21 protein-coding genes and 1 pseudogene are annotated in these 18,525 nt (G+C 68.1%); 10 read left to right on the top strand and 12 right to left on the bottom strand.

What is annotated here, in order from left to right:
- Window positions 1-125: 125 nt before the first annotated feature.
- Window positions 126-868: pseudogene (locus tag GRX66_RS07485) on the top strand (ABC transporter permease).
- 8 nt (window positions 869-876) lie between these two features.
- Here GRX66_RS07485 and GRX66_RS07490 read toward each other — a convergent pair.
- Together GRX66_RS07490 and GRX66_RS07495 are read right to left on the bottom strand one after the other, a co-directional pair.
- Window positions 877-1,296: a hypothetical protein gene (locus GRX66_RS07490; RefSeq protein WP_159526000.1), complete on the bottom strand. Its 420-nt coding sequence runs from the start codon at window positions 1,294-1,296 to the stop codon at window positions 877-879.
- 76 nt (window positions 1,297-1,372) lie between these two features.
- A complete protein-coding gene (locus GRX66_RS07495) occupies window positions 1,373-1,981 on the bottom strand; it encodes a DUF420 domain-containing protein (protein WP_159526001.1) in 609 nt (202 codons plus the stop codon).
- Window positions 1,982-2,212: 231 nt separating this feature from the next.
- On the opposite strand from GRX66_RS07495, the gene GRX66_RS07500 reads away from it, so the two are divergent.
- The 3 genes from GRX66_RS07500 to GRX66_RS07510 all read left to right on the top strand — a co-directional run bounded on the left by GRX66_RS07500 (window position 2,213) and on the right by GRX66_RS07510 (window position 4,629).
- Window positions 2,213-2,629, top strand: a complete 417-nt coding sequence (locus GRX66_RS07500; protein ID WP_159526002.1) for a cobalamin B12-binding domain-containing protein — start codon at window positions 2,213-2,215, stop codon at window positions 2,627-2,629.
- Window position 2,630: 1 nt separating this feature from the next.
- A complete protein-coding gene (gene meaB / locus GRX66_RS07505; protein WP_159526018.1) occupies window positions 2,631-3,611 on the top strand; it encodes a methylmalonyl Co-A mutase-associated GTPase MeaB in 981 nt (326 codons plus the stop codon).
- Between the two features lie 82 nt (window positions 3,612-3,693).
- Window positions 3,694-4,629: an alpha/beta fold hydrolase gene (locus tag GRX66_RS07510; protein WP_159526003.1), complete on the top strand. Its 936-nt coding sequence runs from the start codon at window positions 3,694-3,696 to the stop codon at window positions 4,627-4,629.
- Here the strand turns inward: GRX66_RS07510 and GRX66_RS07515 are convergent.
- From GRX66_RS07515 to GRX66_RS07530, 4 genes are all read right to left on the bottom strand, one after another.
- Window positions 4,606-5,001 (bottom strand): Zn-ribbon domain-containing OB-fold protein, encoded by a 396-nt coding sequence (locus GRX66_RS07515; RefSeq protein WP_159526004.1) that lies wholly within the window; start codon window positions 4,999-5,001, stop codon window positions 4,606-4,608. The genes GRX66_RS07510 and GRX66_RS07515 overlap by 24 nt on opposite strands.
- Window positions 4,998-6,164, bottom strand: coding sequence for a thiolase domain-containing protein (locus tag GRX66_RS07520; RefSeq protein ID WP_159526005.1), 1,167 nt, complete (start codon window positions 6,162-6,164; stop codon window positions 4,998-5,000). Before GRX66_RS07520 ends, GRX66_RS07515 begins: the two co-directional genes overlap by 4 nt.
- A 109-nt stretch (window positions 6,165-6,273) precedes the next feature.
- Window positions 6,274-6,549 carry a DUF7111 family protein gene (locus GRX66_RS07525; protein ID WP_159526006.1) on the bottom strand — a complete coding sequence of 92 codons (276 nt, stop codon included), beginning with the start codon at window positions 6,547-6,549 and terminating at the stop codon, window positions 6,274-6,276.
- A gap of 65 nt (window positions 6,550-6,614) precedes the next feature.
- Window positions 6,615-7,049: an ester cyclase gene (locus GRX66_RS07530; RefSeq protein WP_159526007.1), complete on the bottom strand. Its 435-nt coding sequence runs from the start codon at window positions 7,047-7,049 to the stop codon at window positions 6,615-6,617.
- Between the two features lie 698 nt (window positions 7,050-7,747).
- Here GRX66_RS07530 and GRX66_RS07535 point away from each other — a divergent pair.
- The gene (locus tag GRX66_RS07535; RefSeq protein WP_325063999.1) at window positions 7,748-8,539 is read left to right on the top strand and encodes an AzlC family ABC transporter permease; all 792 of its coding nucleotides are present in this window, start codon (window positions 7,748-7,750) and stop codon (window positions 8,537-8,539) included.
- Entirely contained in the window at window positions 8,532-8,846 is a 315-nt protein-coding gene (locus tag GRX66_RS07540; protein WP_325064000.1) for an AzlD family protein, read from the top strand. The genes GRX66_RS07535 and GRX66_RS07540 overlap by 8 nt, the downstream gene beginning before the upstream one ends.
- A 256-nt stretch (window positions 8,847-9,102) precedes the next feature.
- Here GRX66_RS07540 and GRX66_RS07545 read toward each other — a convergent pair whose 3' ends face one another.
- Window positions 9,103-10,245, bottom strand: a complete 1,143-nt coding sequence (locus GRX66_RS07545) for an acyl-CoA dehydrogenase (protein WP_159526009.1) — start codon at window positions 10,243-10,245, stop codon at window positions 9,103-9,105.
- 37 nt (window positions 10,246-10,282) lie between these two features.
- Between GRX66_RS07545 and GRX66_RS20285 the strand changes: the two genes are divergently transcribed.
- Complete coding sequence (locus tag GRX66_RS20285) at window positions 10,283-10,417, top strand: hypothetical protein (protein ID WP_267903066.1); 135 nt, start codon at window positions 10,283-10,285, stop codon at window positions 10,415-10,417.
- Window positions 10,418-10,476: 59 nt separating this feature from the next.
- Here the strand turns inward: GRX66_RS20285 and GRX66_RS07550 are convergent, their stop codons facing one another.
- Both GRX66_RS07550 and GRX66_RS07555 read right to left on the bottom strand, forming a co-directional pair.
- Entirely contained in the window at window positions 10,477-10,875 is a 399-nt protein-coding gene (locus GRX66_RS07550) for a DoxX family protein (RefSeq protein ID WP_159526010.1), read from the bottom strand.
- Between the two features lie 7 nt (window positions 10,876-10,882).
- Window positions 10,883-11,929, bottom strand: a complete 1,047-nt coding sequence (locus GRX66_RS07555; protein ID WP_159526011.1) for a WD40/YVTN/BNR-like repeat-containing protein — start codon at window positions 11,927-11,929, stop codon at window positions 10,883-10,885.
- A 135-nt stretch (window positions 11,930-12,064) separates the two neighbouring features.
- Between GRX66_RS07555 and GRX66_RS07560 the strand changes: the two genes are divergently transcribed.
- The gene (locus tag GRX66_RS07560) at window positions 12,065-13,069 is read left to right on the top strand and encodes a TatD family hydrolase (protein WP_159526012.1); all 1,005 of its coding nucleotides are present in this window, start codon (window positions 12,065-12,067) and stop codon (window positions 13,067-13,069) included.
- An 86-nt stretch (window positions 13,070-13,155) separates the two neighbouring features.
- Here the strand turns inward: GRX66_RS07560 and GRX66_RS07565 are convergent, their stop codons facing one another.
- From GRX66_RS07565 to GRX66_RS07575, 3 genes are all read right to left on the bottom strand, one after another.
- Entirely contained in the window at window positions 13,156-14,484 is a 1,329-nt protein-coding gene (locus GRX66_RS07565; protein ID WP_159526013.1) for an aminomethyl transferase family protein, read from the bottom strand.
- A gap of 189 nt (window positions 14,485-14,673) precedes the next feature.
- Window positions 14,674-15,573 carry a fumarylacetoacetate hydrolase family protein gene (locus GRX66_RS07570; RefSeq protein WP_159526014.1) on the bottom strand — a complete coding sequence of 300 codons (900 nt, stop codon included), beginning with the start codon at window positions 15,571-15,573 and terminating at the stop codon, window positions 14,674-14,676.
- Window positions 15,574-15,624: 51 nt separating this feature from the next.
- The gene (locus tag GRX66_RS07575) at window positions 15,625-16,980 is read right to left on the bottom strand and encodes an amidohydrolase family protein (protein ID WP_159526015.1); all 1,356 of its coding nucleotides are present in this window, start codon (window positions 16,978-16,980) and stop codon (window positions 15,625-15,627) included.
- A gap of 99 nt (window positions 16,981-17,079) precedes the next feature.
- Between GRX66_RS07575 and GRX66_RS07580 the strand changes: the two genes are divergently transcribed.
- On the top strand, window positions 17,080-17,742 hold the full coding sequence (locus GRX66_RS07580; protein WP_159526016.1) for a TetR/AcrR family transcriptional regulator: 663 nt from the start codon (window positions 17,080-17,082) through the stop codon (window positions 17,740-17,742).
- Window positions 17,743-17,876: 134 nt separating this feature from the next.
- Window positions 17,877-18,525, top strand: a 649-nt coding sequence (locus GRX66_RS07585; RefSeq protein ID WP_159526017.1) for a squalene/phytoene synthase family protein, incomplete at its 3' end; no start/stop codon positions are given.

Consider the following 18,525-nt stretch of genomic DNA (forward strand, 5'->3'; position numbering starts at 1 on the left):
GTCGAGGCGTCGCGCGCAGTCGCCGGGGCGGACGGCAGCGGCGACCTCCGGGCCGGAACGGACAGTAACGGGGACCCACGAGCCGGAGCGGACGACAGCTGCGGCGCGCGAACGGAGGGACAGCGATGACACGTCTGGCGCGCATTCGCGCGGAAGCCACCGCGACCTACCGGACGTTCCTGCGGCGCCGCACGGCCGTGTTCTTCACGTTCTTCTTCCCGGTGTTACTCATCGTCATCTTCGCTGGCCTGGTGAACACCGCGTCCGGGGCGGGCGGCCTGTTCACGGAGCCGACGGGCTACTACGTGCCCGCGTATCTCGCCGTCGTCGTGCTGTTCACGCCGCTGTCCCGCATCGGGAGCACCGTCGCGCGCTACCGGGACGGCAACCGCTTCGAGAAGCTGTCGACGACCCCGCTGACGCGCGCGGAGTGGCTGGCCGCGCACACGCTCGTGAACGTCGCGCTGATCGCCGCGGCCTGTCTCGTCCTGCTGGTCGCGCTCACGCTCACCGGCGCCTCGTTCACGCTATCGCCGTGGCTGGCCGTGCTCGTACCCGCCGCGTCCGTCGTGTTCTGCGGCATCGGCGCGGTCATCGGGAGTTTCGCCGACGGCCAGGACGGAGCCATCGCAGCGAGCAACGGCATCGCGTTGCCCCTCCTCTTTCTCTCGGAGACGTTCATCCAGCCCGAACTGTTCCCCGCGTGGTTCCGGCCGGTGGTCGACCTCTCGCCGCTCGCGTACTTCTCGCGGGCGTCCGCGCGGCGACGTACGCCGGCGGTGACGTCGTGACCAACACGGTCGTCGTCGTCGCGCTCGCCATCGTGGCGTTCGCCGTCGGCACCGCGGTCATCCCGTGGACCGAATGAGGTGACCGTTACTCCGTCGCGACCCCGCCGACGCTGTCGGCGAGCGCCGCCAGCACTGCGACGAACAGGAAGACGGCCGTCGTCCCGCCGGCCGCCACCAGTCCCGTCAACACGAGGCCGTCCAGCGTCTGGCCGAGCGAGACCGTGCCGTGGACGAGCGCGAAGACCGCGGTGAGCATGCCGCTGAGCGCGGCCGATCGACCGGTCGCTGCCTTCACGCGTGCGACCTGTGGGGCAGTCGCGCCGAGCGTCGGCGCAGTGTTCGGGCCGGCGACGGCACTCGCACCCTCGCCCGTGACGAACGTCGTGTTCCAGCAGCGCTCGCAGGGCGGATCGGGGTCTGGCTGGCGTGCGCCGCACTGCTTGCAGCGCCAGACCTGTGGGTCGTCGCCGTCGGTCTGGGCATCCTGGGCGGCCTGCGCGTCCATCGCTACTACCTGCACGGACGGGGGATTTTAATCTGTTCGAGTCGGATCGACCCGGGCGCGTCGACGCTGGTCGCTGCTACCGGGGCGCCCACGAGTAGACGTGGTTGAGCATCCAGTAGGTCACGACGCCGAGGAACAGGGAGGTCGACCACGCGGCGACGGCGATGCGGCCGACGGTCGGATGGCTCGTGTCCACGAGTTCGCTTGGGTCGTGGGTCAACCCGAGGACGACCGCGTGGAGGACGACGGGGACCGCCAGCACCGAGAGGAGGATGTGGACCGCGAGCATCGCGAGGTAGGCGAGTTTCACGGTGCCGGCGTACGCGGCGAGGAACTGGCCCTCCTCGATGACGATGCCCTTCTCGAAGCCGCCGCCGACCTTCCAGAGGTACAGCACGAGGAACACGCAGATGAGCGCGAACGCGGCGAGCATCGCGGCGCGGTGTTTGCGGACGTCCCCGCGCTTGATGAACGCTGCACCCGCCAGCAGCGTGAGCAGGGCTATCGAGTTCACCACGGCGATGGCGTCCGAGAACAACAGCACGGTCTCCCGGGAGAGTTCGGGGAACAGCGGCAGGAGGTCCGCGAACGCGCTGGCCACGAGGGCGTACCCGATCACGGAGAGGACGGCGGTGACGCGACGTGGGTGCTCGTACGCGTACCGGGGGGCGTCGACGGTTGCCATGGCCGGGGGTTAGCGTCGGCCCACCAACCCGCTTTCGCTTCCGGTCTTCCGCAGCCCTCGCACCCGTTCGGGTGCCGTCGCGGTCAGCGGCCCGAGCGGTTCTCGCTGCCGTCGTCGTCCGACCGCTCCGCAGTTGCAGCCGGCGATGGAGTCAAATACGATTGCGATAGGTCAACTAAACTGTAATTGAAGTCCGTTAGAGTGAAACCCGTATACGGGTAATCACCGTCCATGAGTCAGGAATCCCAGCGGAACATCCGGTGTCTCGTGGCCAAGGTCGGACTCGACGGCCACGACCGGGGCGCGCACGTCATCACGCGGGCGTTCCGGGACGCCGGCTTCGAGGTCATCTACTCGGGCCTCCACAAGGCCCCGGAGGAGATCGTCCAGGCGGCCGTCCAGGAGGACGTCGACGTCCTCGGCATCTCTATCCTCTCCGGCGCGCACAACACGCTCGTCCCGAAGATCGTCGAGGGCCTCCAGGAGTACGACGCCTTCGAGGACACGCTCATCATCGTCGGCGGCATCATCCCCGAAGAGGACCGCGATGGCCTCGAGGAGGATGGCGTCGACGCCATCTTCGGTCCGGGGACGCCGATGGAGGAGACCATCGAATTCATCCGGGAGAACGTCCAGCCTCGTGACTGAGATGGCGACCCAGGACGCCCCCGACCTCGTCGACGACCTGCTCGCGGGGAAGCACCGCGCGCTCGCGCGCACCATCACGAAAATCGAGAACCGCTCGGCCGGCTACCGGGACATCGTCTCGGCGCTGTACCCCCACACCGGCGACGCGGACGTCGTCGGCATCACCGGCAGCCCCGGGTCCGGGAAGTCCACGCTCGTGGACAAGATGGCCAAACAGTACCGGGACGCCGGCGAGGAGGTCGGCGTCATCGCCGTCGACCCGTCGTCGCCGTTCACGGGCGGCGCGGTGCTCGGCGACCGCATCCGCATGGCGTCGACGTCGACGGACATGGACGTGTTCTTCCGCTCGATGTCCGCGCGCGGCAGCCTCGGCGGACTCTCGACGGCGACCGCGGACGCCGTGAAAGCGCTGGACGCGTTCGGCAAGGACAAGATCATCGTCGAGACGGTGGGCGCCGGCCAGAGCGAGGTCGACATCGTCAAGACCGCCGACACGGTCGCGGTGCTCGTGCCGCCGTCCTCCGGCGACGACGTCCAGATGCTGAAAGCCGGCATCCTCGAAATCGGCGACGTGTTCGTCGTGAACAAGGCGGACCTCACGGGCGCGGACAAGACCGTCACCGAACTCAAGAACATGCTGGACATGCGCGAGGCGGACCCCGGCGACTGGACGCCCGAGGTCGTCGAGACCATCGCGAAGAGCGGCGAGGGCGTCGAGAACTTCCTCGGCGTGCTCGACGACCACACCGACTGGCTCGACGAATCCGGGCGCCGCGAGCAGCAGCGCCACCAGCGCCACGCCGAGGAACTCCGCAACCTCCTGCGGGAGGACGCCAGCGACCTGCTGGCGGACGAACTCGCTGCGCGCGGCGGCATCGACGAACTCGTCGAACGCATCGACGCCGGGGAGACGACGCCCTACGACATCGCCGACGACGTCGTCGGGCCGCTGGCTGAGTGCCTCGAAGCACAGCGGGACTGAACGGGACGCGTCAACTGACGAGTCGGGCTCGGTTCTCGGGACTGTCACAACGGCTAAGCGCGTGGCGAGCAAACCTCAGGCCATGCGACTCCGCAGACTGCTCGCTGGCGCCGTCGGCACCGTAGCCGCCGCCGAACTCATCGACCGGGGGTTGCGGGCGAAGGCGAGCGACCTCCCGCCGGCGCTCCCCGGCGCACAGGGCACCTACCGGTGGCGGGGGTTCGACGTGGCGTACACCGAGGCCGGCGACCCGGGCCACCCCGACGTGGTCTGCTTGCACGGCGTGCACGCGGCGGCGTCCAGCCGCGAGTTCGCGGACGTCTTCGAGGACCTCGCCGAGGACTACCACGTCATCGCGCCCGACCTCCCCGGGTTCGGCCGCTCGGACCGACCGCCGGTCGCGTACACGTCCTCGCTGTACGAGTCGTTCGTCACGAACTTCCTCGCCGACGTCGCAGACGAACCCGTCGTCCTCGGGAGTTCGCTGTCGGGGTCGTGGGCGACCGTCGCGGCCGAACGAACGGACGTCGCCGGACTGCTGCTGGTCTGTCCGACCGCGGACACCGGGCCGCGGCGGCCGTGGCTCCGCGCGCTGATGCGGACGCCGGTGGTCGGGGACACGGTGTTCAACGCTGTGACGAGCAAGCCCTCGCTGCGGTTCTTCAACGAACGCGACGCCTTCTACTACCCGGACCGCGTCACAGCGGACGTCCTGGACTACCAGTGGCGGACCGCCCACCAGGAGGGCGCGCGCTTCGCGCCGGCATCGTTCGTCGGCGGATTCCTCGACTCCGGCATCGACCTCGGCGCGGAACTCGCCGACCGCGACTGCCCGGTGACGCTGGTCTGGGGGCGCGAAGCCACGCTCACGTCGCTGTCCGTCGGCCGCAGCATCGCCGAGGACGCCGACGCGCGGCTCGTCGTCGTCAACGAGACGCGACTCGTCCCGCACGCAGAACAGCCCGAGGTGTTCCTCGACGCGGTGCGCGAGGACTTACCGCTGCTCGAACACCAGTAGCCGCTCGCCCGTCGTCGCCGTCTCGCTGACGGCGGGTTCGACAGTCGTCCCGACGGTCACGTCCGCGGCGTCGGCCAGGACCTGGCCGGTCAACCGCACCGCGCCGAAGTCGACGACCGCGTTCACGTACGGCGCGTCTTCGGCGAACGCCGGCGTCGGCACGTGCACCTGCGTGTGCGTCACGACCTCGCCGGTCTCGGGAAGCGGTTCGTCCGCGAGAACCGCGCTCCCGCAGTGCGGGCACACGCGCCGCGGCGGCAGACTCCCGTGGCCGTTCGCGCACTCGACGTAGTAGCCCTCGCCGTCCGCCAGCGCGTCCAGGAAGTCGTCGAACCCCTCGTCGCGGACGCGGTCGCTGTCTTCGCGGGTCATTCGACTGCCTCCATGACGTGGACGACGGCGCTCGCCACTGTCCCGCCGGCGTTGTGCGCGACGCCGACGCGCGCGTCGGGCACGTACTTGCTGTTGACGTGGTCTCCCTGCAGCAGTTTCGTGAGTTCCGCGACCTGGCTGGTGCCGGTCGCACCGACCGGGTGGCCCTTCGCCTTCAGGCCGCCCGAGAGGTTCACCGGGAGGTCGCCGCGCTGTGTCGTCACGCCGTCGCGGGCCGCCGTCACGCCCTCGCCCGTCTCGAAGAAGCCCAGCGACTCCGTCGCCAGCACTTCCGCGATGGTGAAACAGTCGTGGACCTCCGCGACGTCGACGTCGCCGGCCGCGACGCCAGCGTCCGCGTACGCCTCCTCGGCGGCGGCTGTCGCGGCCGGTGAGGTCGCGACGTCCTCGCGGTCGTGGAGCGCCATCATGTCCCCGCCCTGGCCGGTCCCGGTGATAGCCACGCCCGCGTCGAGGTCGTGTTCGTCGGCGTACGACTCGCTGGCGAGAACGACCACGCTCGCGCCATCCGTTACCGGGCACGCGTCGTAGAGGTGCAGCGGGTCCGCGACCGGCGGCGAGTCGAGCGCTTCTTCCACGCTGATCTCGCGCTGGTACTGTGCGTGCTCGTTCACGAGCGCGTTCTCGTGGTTCTTCACGGCGATGTGCGCGAGGTCCTCCCGCGTCCCCCCGAACTGGTCGAAGTACGCCGTCGCCATCATCGCGTACGCCCCGGGGAAGGTCACGCCCGCGCGGACCTCGTAGAGGTCGTCCGCCGCGATGGCCAGCGCCTCCGTCGACTCCGCCGTCGAGAGGTTGTTCATGCGTTCGGCGCCGCCGACGACCGCGAGGTCCGCTTCGCCGTTGCGGACGTCTCGGACGGCCTGTCGGAGCGCGACGCCGCTGGACGCGCACGCGCTCTCGTAGCGCGTCGCCGGCGCCTGCACGCCGAGCGCTTCGGCAGCCAGCGGGCCCTGGTGGCCCTGGTGCTCGCTCAACTCGCCCATGAAGTTCCCGTAGTAGACCGCCTCGACGTCGTCGCGGTCCACGCCTGCGTCCTCGAGCGCCGTCAGCCCCGCTTCCGCGAAGAGATCGCGGCTCGTGCGCTCGGGATGGGTGCCGAAGTGGGTGAGTCCGACTCCGGCCACTCGAACCGTTGTCATGCCTGCTAGTTGGCCGAGCGGGTTCAAAAGCCGTGCGGATGCGGGAACCCTGGCTCGCTCGACGGCGGCGTGATTCGAGCCACCACAGGGACGTGCCCGTGTCAGCGGATTACATGCCCATGTCAGCCGCAGCGTCGGGGATCGGGAGGTCGTCGGGGTTCCTGCCGAGGAGTTCCGCGGCGTGGTCCAGCGCCATGTCGAAACCGTAGTAGCGCTCGAGTTCGTCGCCGTCCGCGCTCGGCCGCACCTTCAACATCGCGTAGCCCTCCCTGTTCTGGGCGATGGCCGCGGTGGCGCCGTCGCCCTCGAACGCGAGGACGCGCTCCGTGTCGGTCTCGTAGTAGTGGGCGGTGACCCCGTCGGCCTCGGCGGTCTGCTCGGTCATCGCCGGACGTTGGCGCGGCCACGGCAAAAACACGGCGGGTCCGGGGAGCCGTCGTCCCGCGAGCGTCAGATCCGGAGGTGGGCGGGCGGGTCGACGGCCTCGAGGTGTTCCAGCAGGCCGAGCCTGTCCTCCTCGATCCAGGCCTCCGCGATTTCGCCGCCCTCGACGCGGTAGAAGGCCATCCCAGTCCACTCGGCCCTGTACCCGGTCGGCTCGACGTCGAGGTACTCGCCCTTGTGCGTGCCGCTGACGGTGTACCGGACTGCGACGGTGTCGCCATCGGCGACCATCGCCTCGGTCTCGCCGGAGTAATCCGGGAACACCTCGACGTACCGGTCCAGGAACTCCAGGATTTCGTCGGTGCCGCGTAACTCCTCGTGGATCCCGTGCTCGACGGCGTCCTCCGCGAGGAGTTCGGAGAGCCGTTCTCGGTCCCGGTCGTTGAACGCGTTCAGGTACTCTCGAACCAGTTTCTTGTTCGATTCGGCTGTTGCTGACATGGTCTCACCAGGTGTGTGCGCTCCCTGCGCTCCGCCGCCCGGGGTGGAGCTCGCGGCGGGAACGTGTTCTAGAAGTTTGACGCCTACAGTGTTAACTGTTACCGTGGCCCGTAGTTTGAGGGGTGCGAGACGCCACGAAACCGCGGTCAGAGCCGAGTACGAAACGCTCGGTCCGCGACAAGAGCGCGGCGGATCCGACCCCGGAGCACTGCCCCGGCGAGATTCTTCGGGGAGGCACTTAAGCACGGGGCGGTTTTCGGCCCGCGGCAAAACAGCGCGACGGCCTATCTCTCGTGGCGGAGACGGTCCACGTAGCGGCAGCAAACTGACAGTCACCGACTCCGCGTCGGACGTTCGTCGGCTACGGGCGCGTCTCCCGAAGGAATCCCACGAATCCACCCCGACAGAAACGATGGCAGATTCGCCACCAATACCGCTCGGCGAAGCGCACGGGTGGGAGTGCGCGGCCAAACGGGGAAGCGCGGGCGGCGCGCGAATCGAAATCAGGCTCGGCCCCGAGGACCTGCAGCCGACGCCGGTTCCGTGAGTCGGCCGCCGTCACGGCCCGGCGTGGTCGCGGAAATCGGGTGCGGGCGCGGCGGCGACCGCGCCTTCTTCAAAGCGATTATGCGGGCGGCCGGCGTTGCTGCAGCCGATGCGTCTGGATGCGGAGCACCAGGAAGCGGAGTGTGGGAGCAGTGCCTGAGGGGGACGCGTCGGCCGAGCACCGCGATGCGGCCGAGACGGCTCCGACCGACGCAGATCCCGAGGCCCAGTCCGTGACGTTCACGACGGCTGGCTTCCGGCAGGGATTCCTGGCCGGGGTCCCGGTCGCGCTCGGGGTCGCGGGCTACGGCGTCGTCTTCGGCGTCGTCGCCAGCCGAGCCGGCCTGAGCGTCCCGGAAGCCGCGCTGATGAGCGCGACGGTACTCGCTGGGGCCGCGCAGCTCGTCGCGGTAGAACTGTGGGCGAACCCGATTCCGGCAGTCGCGATTGTGACGACGACGGCCGTCGTGAACCTCCGGTACGTCCTGATGGGCGCCGCGCTCAGACCGTGGTTCCGGCAGCTGACACCCGGGCAAGCGTACTCGAGCGTGTTCTTCTTCGCGGACGAGAACTGGGCGCTCACGATGGCGTCGTTCCGGAACGGCGACACCCGGGGCGCGTTCCTCCTGGGCAGCGGGGTCGTGCTGTGGCTGCTGTGGATTGCTGCCACCGTCGTCGGCGCCACGGCCGGCGATCTGGTCGGCGACCCCGCGCAGTACGGCCTGGACTTCGCCGTGACCGCCATCTTCCTGACGCTCGCCGCGGGCTTCTGGCAGGGGCGCGAATCGCTGCGACCGTGGATTGCCGCCGCGGCCGTGGCGGTCGCCGCGAACGCGCTCGTCCCGGGGCAGTGGTACATCATCGGCGGCGCGCTCGCCGGCGCGGCCGTCGAGATAGCGACCCACGAACCGGAGGACCCAACGGAGGTGACTGCCGGTGAGTGACTCGCTCAGCCTCGACCCGACCGTCGTCGCCGTGATTCTCGCGATGGCCACCGTCACGTACGCGACGAAAGCCAGCGGGCTCTGGGCGGTCGGCCGAATCGACCTCTCCGAGCGCATGGAAGCCGGCATCGACGTGCTCCCCGGCGCCGTCATCGTCTCGTTCGTCGCGCCGGCGCTCGCGAACGGCGGCGTTCCCGAATGGGTCGCGGCGGCCGCGACGCTCGCCACCGCGCGCAAAACCGGGAACCTGCTCGCGTCGCTGGCGGTCGGCGTCGGCGTCGTGCTGGCCTTCAGGAACGTGCTCTGACGCGCCCCGACTCGCCCGCAGATTCAACAGCGCTGGCGGGCCCTACGCAGGACCTGGAACGGATTCCAACGGACTTCGGGAATCCTTTCGAGAAACCCGCCATCGCGACGATCGCGTCGTCCCGTCCGAGCGGGCACCCGTAGCTCGTCCCCGTCTGGGTAGATTACGAGGAACCACACCTGGTCGTCGCCACGCGCGAGGAACGTCGGGTCGCCGAAGCGAGCATAGGTCGCGGGGAAACCTGGTAGCGGGACCGCTACTTCAGGAGTCGCTGCGCGATGGTGTTCCGGAGGACTTCGCTGGTCCCCTCGTAGATCTCGTTGAGTTTCGCGTCCCGGTAGTAGCGTTCGACCGCGAAGTCCTTCGTGTAGCCGTAGCCGCCGTGGATCTGGATGCCCTCGTTGGTGACCTCGCGGCTGATCTCGGAGGCGTAGAGTTTCGCCTGTGCGGCCTCCTTGATGAAGTCCTCGCCGCGGATCTTCTTGTCCGCGGCCTTGTGCATCAGCATCTCCGCGGCCTGGACTTTCGTGTCCATGTCCGCGAGCTTGTGCTGGATGGTCTGGAACTCGCTGATCGGCTGGTCGAACTGTTCGCGGGCCTGCGAGTACTCGAGGCTGTCGTCGAGCGCGGCGCGCGCGAGGCCGATGGAGCGCGCGGCGATGGTGATGCGGCCGCCGTTCAGCGTCTCGAGGGCGTGCCGGAACCCGTCGCCTTCCTCGCCGAGCAGGCGGTCCTCGGGAATGTGCATGTCGTCGAACCGGAGTTCGGCGGTCGGACAGCCCTTGTCGCCGAGTTTGTCCTCGGTGCCCTCGACGTGGAAGCCGTCGTCTTCCTCGGGTCGCACGACGAACGACGAGATGCCCTTGTGGCCGGCGTCGGGGTCGGTCTTCGCGAACAGCGTGACGGTGTTCGCGACGCTGCCGTTCGAGATCCAGAGTTTGTCGCCGTTGACCACGTACCCGTCGCCGTCCTTCTCGGCGGTGGTCTCCATGGAGGGAACGTCCGAGCCCGCGCCGGCTTCCGAGAGCGCGAACGCGCCGACGTCGTCGCCGCGGTTCAGCCCGGCGAGGTACTCCTGTTTCTGGTCCTCGTCGCCGTACTCGTAGAGCATGTTCCCGGCGAGACTCGTGTGTGCGGCGACGACCGTTCCGAGCCCGCCGCTGCCCCGCGCAATCTCCTCGAGCGCGATGGCGTACGAGTGGTAGTCGAGCCCAGCCCCGTCGTACTCCTCGGGGAACGGCATCCCCATCAGGCCGAGGTCACTCATCTCGTCGACGAGGTCCCACGGGAACTCGTCGTCGTGGTCGATGTCGTCGGCCCGCGGAATCACCTCCTCGTCGACGAACTCCGAGACCATGTCCTTGATCTGTTGTTGCTCGGCGCTGAGGCTGAAGTCCATGGTAAGAGGGAGCCGGTGTCGTTCCTTTACTTTTCCCATGTGCGTGCTCGCCAGTAGCGAGCACGTCACGGCGAGCGGCGACCAGGGGAGCCGCGAGATGCGTGGCCGACCGACGGGAGACCGCGCGATGGCGAGCGGGGAGCGCGTGCCCGAGCACAGCGAGGACACGTAGTGCTGAACGGCGAGCGAAGCGAGCCATGAACAGTTCGTCCCGTCGACGTCTGCGACAAGTTACTCGTCCGCCTGGTCGTTCGCTTCGTGGAGGAGGACGATGGCGCCGCCGAGCAGCGCGACGTTCTTCAGGAAGTTGATCTTGTTCTGTTGTCGTTCCTTGCCCTCCATCTGCCAGAAGCTGTGAATCGTCGGTGTCGTGCCGACGAAGAAGGTGATGAGTCCGGCCAGGCACGCGCGCGGGAACTTCCAGAACAGGACGCCGAGGTTGGACACGAGCAACAGGCCCGTGGCGAGCGGGACCGCAAGTTCCGGGAGCGGGACGCCCTGGGAACGTGCGATGTCGACGCGCTTCTCGTTGTTCTTGAAGCCGTCGACGGCCATGTACGCGAGGATGCCGCTGTACAGGAGTCGGCCGAGGCGGGACGGGGGTTCGGTGGGGGGAGCGTCGTCGGTCATGGCGGTGTCAGAGTGCCTCGATTCGACTGACGTTCGCGCCGATGCGGCCGACCGTCTCGTAGTCGCCGGCGCTGGTCCGCCGCATGATGCGTCCCTCGACGTCGTCGCGCTGGTCGGGGACGTCGAACAGGCCGGACCCGCAGAGGACGTCGCCGTCGTGGACGGTCCACGTCTCGACGACTTCGTGAGGTTCGCCCGGGTAGGGGACGCGTTCGAAGTCCCGGCCGAAGTTCGTCGATTCGAAGAGGGCGGTTTCGTGGTCGTCGTTCACCCACGCCGGCGGCGCTTCCTCGCCGCCACAGAAGATGACGGTGCCGTCGTGGACGAACACGCGCCGGATGTACGAGAAGTCGTTGCCGTCGTCGAGTCGGTTCCACGAGTCGCCGCCGTCGGTCGTGCGGTAGAGGCCGCCTGCGCCGACGGCGTGGCCGAGCCCCAGGTTCTCGAGGTTGTGGTCGAGGTAGCCGGTCGTGGCGAGCCAGACGTCTTCGGAGATCGGGAGGACCTGGTGCACGTCGTCGACGATGGTGTCGCGTCGGTCGGTCCAGGTCTGGCCGCCGTCATCGCTGAGGTGGATGCCGCCCGCTTCGACGCCGGCGATGAGTTGCTGTGGCCGGCCGGGAACGACCGCCAGCGCACGCAGTCGCGCGTAGTGCGGGTCGATCGGTGACTCCCAGTGACCGCGGGAGGGGAGGTCCCGGAATCCCTTCAGTTCAGACCACGTCTCGCCGTCGTCGACCGACCGGTAGACGTAGGGGTCGTTCGTGCCTGCGTAGAGGACGCCGTCGGCCGTCGCGAGGATGGACCAGACCTCGCTCTCGCCGGCGTGCCAGAAGCGGTCGCCGAGCGGGACGTCGAGGTCCGTCCAGGAGTCGCCGCCGTCCAGGGACCGGTACGCGCCGGTCGAGGACGCGACGAAGACGCCCTCGGTGTGTTCCCACGACTGGACCGCCGTGACGACCCCGCAGTCCAGGACCTGGTCGGTCTCGTCCCGGTCGAAGGGAACGGACCCGACGCGGTAGAGCCCGTCGTCAGTCCCGATCAGTAGCGTCATGCAGTCCGTGTGTCAATCCCACACACTATAAAGATTTACCAAACTGTAAAATGCTGGCCGCTCCACAGTCCAACCATGTCCACGACCAGCCACGAACCAGCCCGGACTAGCCACCGCCTGGAGTCCAGATAGCCGATGACAGACGCACCGCCGACAGTCCGTCCGACCGACGTCTCGCACGCCGACCAGCCTGACGGGGGCGTTCCCACAGAACTCCTCAACCTCCCCTGGATCGACGGACACAACCACGCCCACACGCTCTCTTGGTCCGACAGAGAGCAGTACGCCCTCGCGGGGTGTCGCGCGATGGTGATGGTGGCCTCCGGGTACCACTGGACGCCCTACCGGCCCGTCAGGGCGTCGGACGTCCGCTTCCTCTGGGACGACGCGTTCAACCGCCGGCTGGCGATCCAGCGCGAGCACGGCTTCGAGGCGGCGCTGGGCATCGGCATCCACACCGGTGTTCGCGTCGAGAATCCCGGCGACCTGCTGGACGCGATGGCGGCGTACTGCCGACGGGACGAAGTCGTCGCGATCGGCGAGACGGGCGTCACGCCGACCCAGCACGTCAGCGCCTGGGACCTCGACGAACAGCGAGCAGTCGTCGGCGCCCAGATGGAACTCGCGGCGACCGAGGACCTGCCGGTCATCCTCCACACGCCGAACCAGGCCTCGGCGGCCGACCGGCCGTACCGGGCCGGAACGGGAACGCCCGGGTACGAGAAGAACGCCGACCTGGGAACGGACCCGGTCATCGACGCCGACAACCCGGCGCTCGAAGCGGTCAAAGTCGACGTGCAGGCGGCACGCGACGCGGGGCTCCCGGAGGACCAGCTCGTCGCGTCACACGCCGACCAGAACAACCTCGAGTACGTCATGGAGGAGACGGACTGTTACGCGAGTTTCACCATCGGGCAGTCGTGGTTCAGCGCCATCACGGCCGAAGTCGTCGCCGACGCGATCGACGAGTACGGGCCGGAGCGCATCATGATCGACACGGACGCCGCGAACGTCATCCGCTCGGACGTCAACTCTGTCAAGCGAGCGATCATCGACCTCTACAAGTTCGGCATCGACGTCGACGCGATCCGGCGAGTGGTCCTCGCGAATCCGCGGACCGTGTACGGCATCGGCGACTGAACGGCGGCATCGCCGAGTAACCGGATCTCGGCCGCGCGTGGACAGTCACTCCTGGTAGCGCGCCTCGGGCCGACCGGTCGGCCGGCTCACTCCGCCGAGCGGATGTCCTCCCGCCGCCGGTCCTCCTTGTACGGTCGACCGGCGACCGTGGCCCGGACCTCCTTCTGGGCGTGGTCCTCGACCGTTGGACTGGTCGGGTCGCTGCCTTCGCCCCAGAGGACCGTGACTTCCGTGCCCGGGTCGCTGTGCTCGACGTCGATGGTGCACAGCGACAGCATCTCTCGGAAGTAGTAACTGTAGCCGCGCATCGTCGCTACGCCGACGTCCTCGCCGTCTTTCAGCACGCGGTCGGCCACCATCGCTCGCTTCTGCTGGTGGGGCATGTCCATGTACTTGTGGGTGTCGCCGTCGCGGAAGAGCGACGCGTACACGTCGACCACGTCCGCCTCGTTCCACTCGAGGGTCACGAACGTTCGCTCGGGGTCGGCGGCCTCGGCTTCGAGCGCGCTGCGACCGAGGAAGTCGTGGTCGAACTCCGAGTAGTGCCACCCGAGTTCGACGGGGGTTCGATACCAGGCCTCGACGTCGTCCGCGTCGAAACTCCCCTCGATCGGGTGCGTGACGAGGTCCCGGTGGGCGTTCGCCTCGAGGTACTCGCGGTAGTCGGCCATGTCGTCGCCGAAGATGGCGGAGATGAAGTCGCGGACGCGCGTCGCAATCCCCGCTTCGAGCTGATTGATCGAGGACGTCTTCACGCTCAGTCGCCGGATTCCGTGTGCCTCGCCGGCGTCCAGGATCGCGTCCCACACTTCCTGCTTGGCCGCTCCCGGGCCGTGGAGTTCGAACCCGAGTTCGCCGGACATTCCGAACCGGACGGCCCTGACGTCCGTGCCGGCGATCTCGAGCGTCCCGGAGTGCATGAAGTCGACGTCCCGGAGGTCGTGGTCTGCGAGCGCGTCGAGGACCGCGAGCGCGTTCGGTCCCTGGACCTGGAAGTTGAACGTGTCGCGGAAGGTCGCGGACGCGTCGTAGTCGCCGCTGCGGCGGTTGAAGTCGGTCCAGTACGCCGGGACGCCGTGGACGACGAACGAGTCGTCGCCGTCTCGGACCAGCACGCCGTCCGCGACGACGTAGCCGTCCTCGGTGCACTGGACGAGGTGCTTGCCCTGGCCGACGGCGAAGTCGTCGAAGGAGTTGATGCTGAGGTCCGCCAAGAGGTCGCGGGCGTCCGGGCCCTCCAGGGAGAGGTTCGCGAGGAACGACCAATCGCCGAGGTAGCAGGTCTCCTTCCAGGACAGCTGCTCCTCGATCCAATGCGTGTACTCGCCGGAGCGCCGACCCCCGAAGTCCTCCCGTCGGTTCGCCGAACGGAGCTGTGTGATGACGTCGCTGTCGCCTGGAGTCACGGTATCCATGCACACACACTCGACCGGGGGGCCAATAGTTTTTACTACCTGGTAAACTCGGGCTCGAACGAAGCAGCGGCTCCGGCACCACGAGTTCGGTCGTCAAACCGATAGACCGCGGCGTCCGACGCGGGCGTCAGACCGACCCACAGTGACGTCCAGACGCGGCCGCCAGTCCGAACCACGGTGACTGCCGCGTCACTGGTACGCGAACTCGTTCGTGAGCTCGCCAACCCCATCGATCCCGACCGTGACCGTGTCGCCGTCCTCGAGGAGCACGGGTGGCTCCCGATAGACACCGACGCCCGGCGGCGTGCCCGTGAAGACGAGGTCCCCGGGCTCGAGGGTGAACGCCTGGCTGCAGAACGACACGAGTTCGTCGACGCCGAATATCAGGTTCGACGTCGACGAATCCTGCAGTCGCTCCCCGTTGACATCCGCCCAGATGTCGAGGTCGTGCGGGTCGTCGATCTCGTCCATCGTGACCAGTTCCGGGCCGATGGGGGCGAACGTATCGAGGCTCTTCCCCCGGACCCACTGCCCGTCGCCGTGCTGGAGGTCGCGCGCCGAGACGTCGTTGCCGGCCAGGTAGCCGGCGACGTGGTCCAGTGCGTCCTCGGGGTCCACTCGGCGGGCGCGACGGCCGACGACGGCGACCAGTTCCGCCTCGAAGTCCACTTTCTCCGTGTACTCGGGATCCCAGCCGACCGTTCCCCCGGGACCGGTCACCGACGTCGGGAACTTCGAGAAGAGCACCGGTTCGTCGGGAATCGGGTTGTCGCCCTCCTCTGCGTGGTCCCTGTAGTTCAGGCCGACACACACGATCTTCCCGGGGTCGGATACCGGCGCGAGCCGTCTCACGTCGTCGACGTCGTGGACACCGACGCCCGTCTCCTCGGCGTACTCGGTTGCCAGGGTTAGCTTCCGCTGCCACTGCCACTCCGCGAGGACGTCGGTGGTCGCTCGCGGAATCTCGATACCGGCCGCCTCGCCGGCCGCCGTCACGTCGACGACGCGGTCGGCGGACGTTCGCACGCCACACCATCGTCGTTCCGTCGTCCCGTTCTCGCCTGTCGTCTCGTATTGTCCAATGTGCATGTGATGGAATCGCGCGAGTCCCGTTCCGCAACGGGGGCTCGCAGTCGTCGGTTACAGGTCGATGCCGGCCTCGTCTACCAGTCGCCGCCCGGACTGCACGAACCGGTCGAACTCCGCCTCGGCGAGCGGATTGAGCAACTCCCCGTGCCGCTTGACTGGTTCGCCGTCGACCAGAACGGTGTCGATGTGTGACGGGTCGGACTGGAAGACGGCGGTCTGGACCGGCGAGTGCGACGGCGCCGTCATGAAGTCGTCGGTCCGAATCATGACGACGTCGGCCCGCTTGCCGGGGGTGAGCGTCCCGATCTCGTCCTCCAGTCCCAGCGCCCTCGCGCCCTCGATCGTCGCCATCTCGAGGGTGTCCCGGCAGGTGATCGAGACCTCGGTGACTTCCTCGTCGCCCTCGAGGACCGCCTGGTTGTCGAACATCCGCTGGAGCTGGAGGCCGATGCGCATCTGCGAGCCCATGTCGCCGCTCACGGACGAGCAGACGTCGACGCCCCACGTCGGTCGGCCGCCCGCCTCGAGGACCTTGTCCGTGACCGGGATGCCGTGCCCCATCTGCATTTCGACCTCCGGCGTCGACGAGAAGGACGCGCCGGCGTCGACCGCGTGCTGGACGTCCTCCTGCGAGAAGTGGTTCCCGTGGGCGACGTTGACGTCGGTGCCGAGCATGTCGTGGATGGCGCCGAAGCCCTGGTAGTCCTCGCCGTAGACCGACGACGGCCACAGCGCCGCCCCCATGTGGATGGTCGCGAGCACCCCCAGCTCTCGCGCCAGTTCCAGGTCGCTGCGCGCTGTCTCGTCGGTACAGAAGTCCGGCCCCCGGAGCCCGAGCGCGAAGCTGAGCAGGTCGTCGTCGCGGATCTGCTCCTCGTAGAGGTCGCGGATGTTCTGTTCGGGGAGGCCGACGTCGCTCTCGAACCACCACTTCGCCGCGTCGTCACCCGGCGGGCCGTACGTGTACACCGCGCGCAGTCCAGCGTCCTTCAGCGCGTCGACGGCCCGTTCGCCGTGTTCGAGCGTGTTGGGGTACGACCAGTCCAAGGCCGTGGTGGTCCCGGTATAGAGCTTCTCCAGTCCGCCGAAGAGGCCGCCGAGGTACATGTCTTCGGGCTGGTAGAGCCCGGTGATGTTGCCGAGCATGTGGTCGAAGTATTCACCCATGAGCGACCAGTCACCGGCGATGCCCCTGACCTGGGTCTGTGCGAGGTGAATGTGCGAGTCGACGAACCCCGGGAGCACGATGTGGTTCTCGGCGTCGATGACGTCGGCGTTCGAGGCGGTCAGTCCTCGTCCGACGTCGACGATTTCGCCGTCCTCGATCAGTACGTCGCCGTCCTCGATCTCCCCGACGTCCGGGTCGAGCGAGACGATCGTCCCGCCCCGAATGATAGTTTGTGACATACGCACGTGGACAGATTGACCAGGAGGGTAAAAATTTACTGCACGGTAAACAGCTGTGCGGAGCAATCGAATTAAATAGCTCGTCGCCGGAGTCGACGTATGAGCGAGTTCAGCGGGGACGACGCCGGCGGCGGGGAGGTCGATGTCGCTGACGAGAAGGTCTCCGCCAAGGACACCCGGGAGGTCATCATGGAGGCGACGTTTCGCGCGCTGGCGAAACGCGGCTACACCGACCTCCGGATGCGGGACATCGGCGACGAGATGGAGCTGACCAGGCAGGTGATCCACTACCACTTCGACGGAAAGAACGACCTGCTGGCGTCGTTTCTCAGGTACGTCGCCGAGCAGTACGAGGGTAGCGTCGAAGTCGACGAGTCCGCCGACCCGTGGACCGAACTCCAGGCGCGCATCGACCAGTGCCTGTTCGGGCCGGAGTTCGACGAGTTCGGCCACTGGGAGCGCATGAAGGTCTACCACGAACTGTTCGCGCACGCCCAGAACGACGACCGCCACCGCGAGATTCTCGACGAGCACTACGACCAGATCAAGCAGAGTATCGTCGACGTGGTCGAGGACGGCATGGAGGAGGGCGTGTTCCGAGAGGTCGACGCCGAGCTCGTCGGCCAGCTCATCACTGACGTGATCCACGTCGGTCGCGAACGCAGAATCTCACTCGGGCACGACGACGCGCCGAAGGAGACGCGCCGGGCCATCGACGAGTACATCCTCGACTCGCTCGTCGTCGACGGTGGCCCGGAGTAACGTCACAGGACGCCGACAGACGGCCGGACGTGCTGTCCGAATGACCCGTATCGAACAGCGTATCGGCTGTCCGACGAACCGCGCCGACAGTCCCGACCCTTTTTGCGCGTGGTGCCCTTAGCAGAGGTACACCGATGGTCGGAGGCCACCCCCAGTTCCCCCAGTACGCCGCGTCAGAGCGCGCGTGGTGCCACGACACAGTCCAGGACGTCTCCCGGACGTTCGCGTTGACGATCGACGCGCTCGAAGAGCCGATGGCGACCCGGATCTGCGTCGGCTATCTTCTGTGTCGAGTCGCCGACACGATCGAGGACGCCACCGAGATACCGCCGGCCGAGCAGGCGGCGCTGCTGCGAACGTACGACAGCGTCCTCGACCCGGACGCGGACGCGACCGCAAAGGACTTCGAGGCGGCCGTCGAGCCAGTGCTGCCCGCGGAGCGGAACGCGGACTGGACGGTCGTCGCGGAGGCGCCGCGCGTGCTGCGGGCGTTCGAGAGCCTGGACGCGGACGCGCAGGAAGCGATTCGGCCGACCGTGCGCGAGATGGCGACGGGGATGGCGGCGTTCGTGGAGCGCTACGAGGAGGACGGGGGCCTCCGCATCCAGTCCGTCGAGGAACTCGAGGAGTACTGCTGGTACGTCGCGGGCACTGTGGGGGAGCTCGTGACGGAGCTGCTGGCGGACGACGCGTCGACGACCGAGGCGTCGACGATGCGGGAGCACGCGCGCTCGTTCGCGCTCCTGCTCCAGCTCGTGAACGTCGCGAAGGACGTCCGGCCGG

It is taken from the genome of Halobacterium bonnevillei, from assembly GCF_009831555.1.
Taxonomy (GTDB): Archaea; Halobacteriota; Halobacteria; order Halobacteriales; family Halobacteriaceae; genus Halobacterium; species Halobacterium bonnevillei.

Bases quoted from the DNA above. Each gene is read 5' to 3' on its own strand.
- GRX66_RS07490 (WP_159526000.1), bottom strand. From the start codon at position 1,296: ATGGACGCGCAGGCCGCCCAGGATGCCCAGACCGACGGCGACGACCCA.
- GRX66_RS07495 (WP_159526001.1), bottom strand. From the start codon at position 1,981: ATGGCAACCGTCGACGCCCCCCGGTACGCGTACGAGCACCCACGTCGC.
- GRX66_RS07500 (WP_159526002.1), top strand. From the start codon at position 2,213: ATGAGTCAGGAATCCCAGCGGAACATCCGGTGTCTCGTGGCCAAGGTC.
- meaB (WP_159526018.1), top strand. From the start codon at position 2,631: ATGGCGACCCAGGACGCCCCCGACCTCGTCGACGACCTGCTCGCGGGG.
- GRX66_RS07510 (WP_159526003.1), top strand. From the start codon at position 3,694: ATGCGACTCCGCAGACTGCTCGCTGGCGCCGTCGGCACCGTAGCCGCC.
- GRX66_RS07515 (WP_159526004.1), bottom strand. From the start codon at position 5,001: ATGACCCGCGAAGACAGCGACCGCGTCCGCGACGAGGGGTTCGACGAC.
- GRX66_RS07520 (WP_159526005.1), bottom strand. From the start codon at position 6,164: ATGACAACGGTTCGAGTGGCCGGAGTCGGACTCACCCACTTCGGCACC.
- GRX66_RS07525 (WP_159526006.1), bottom strand. From the start codon at position 6,549: ATGACCGAGCAGACCGCCGAGGCCGACGGGGTCACCGCCCACTACTAC.
- GRX66_RS07530 (WP_159526007.1), bottom strand. From the start codon at position 7,049: ATGTCAGCAACAGCCGAATCGAACAAGAAACTGGTTCGAGAGTACCTG.
- GRX66_RS07545 (WP_159526009.1), bottom strand. From the start codon at position 10,245: ATGGACTTCAGCCTCAGCGCCGAGCAACAACAGATCAAGGACATGGTC.
- GRX66_RS20285 (WP_267903066.1), top strand. From the start codon at position 10,283: ATGTGCGTGCTCGCCAGTAGCGAGCACGTCACGGCGAGCGGCGACCAG.
- GRX66_RS07550 (WP_159526010.1), bottom strand. From the start codon at position 10,875: ATGACCGACGACGCTCCCCCCACCGAACCCCCGTCCCGCCTCGGCCGA.
- GRX66_RS07555 (WP_159526011.1), bottom strand. From the start codon at position 11,929: ATGACGCTACTGATCGGGACTGACGACGGGCTCTACCGCGTCGGGTCC.
- GRX66_RS07560 (WP_159526012.1), top strand. From the start codon at position 12,065: ATGACAGACGCACCGCCGACAGTCCGTCCGACCGACGTCTCGCACGCC.
- GRX66_RS07565 (WP_159526013.1), bottom strand. From the start codon at position 14,484: ATGGATACCGTGACTCCAGGCGACAGCGACGTCATCACACAGCTCCGT.
- GRX66_RS07570 (WP_159526014.1), bottom strand. From the start codon at position 15,573: ATGCACATTGGACAATACGAGACGACAGGCGAGAACGGGACGACGGAA.
- GRX66_RS07575 (WP_159526015.1), bottom strand. From the start codon at position 16,980: ATGTCACAAACTATCATTCGGGGCGGGACGATCGTCTCGCTCGACCCG.
- GRX66_RS07580 (WP_159526016.1), top strand. From the start codon at position 17,080: ATGAGCGAGTTCAGCGGGGACGACGCCGGCGGCGGGGAGGTCGATGTC.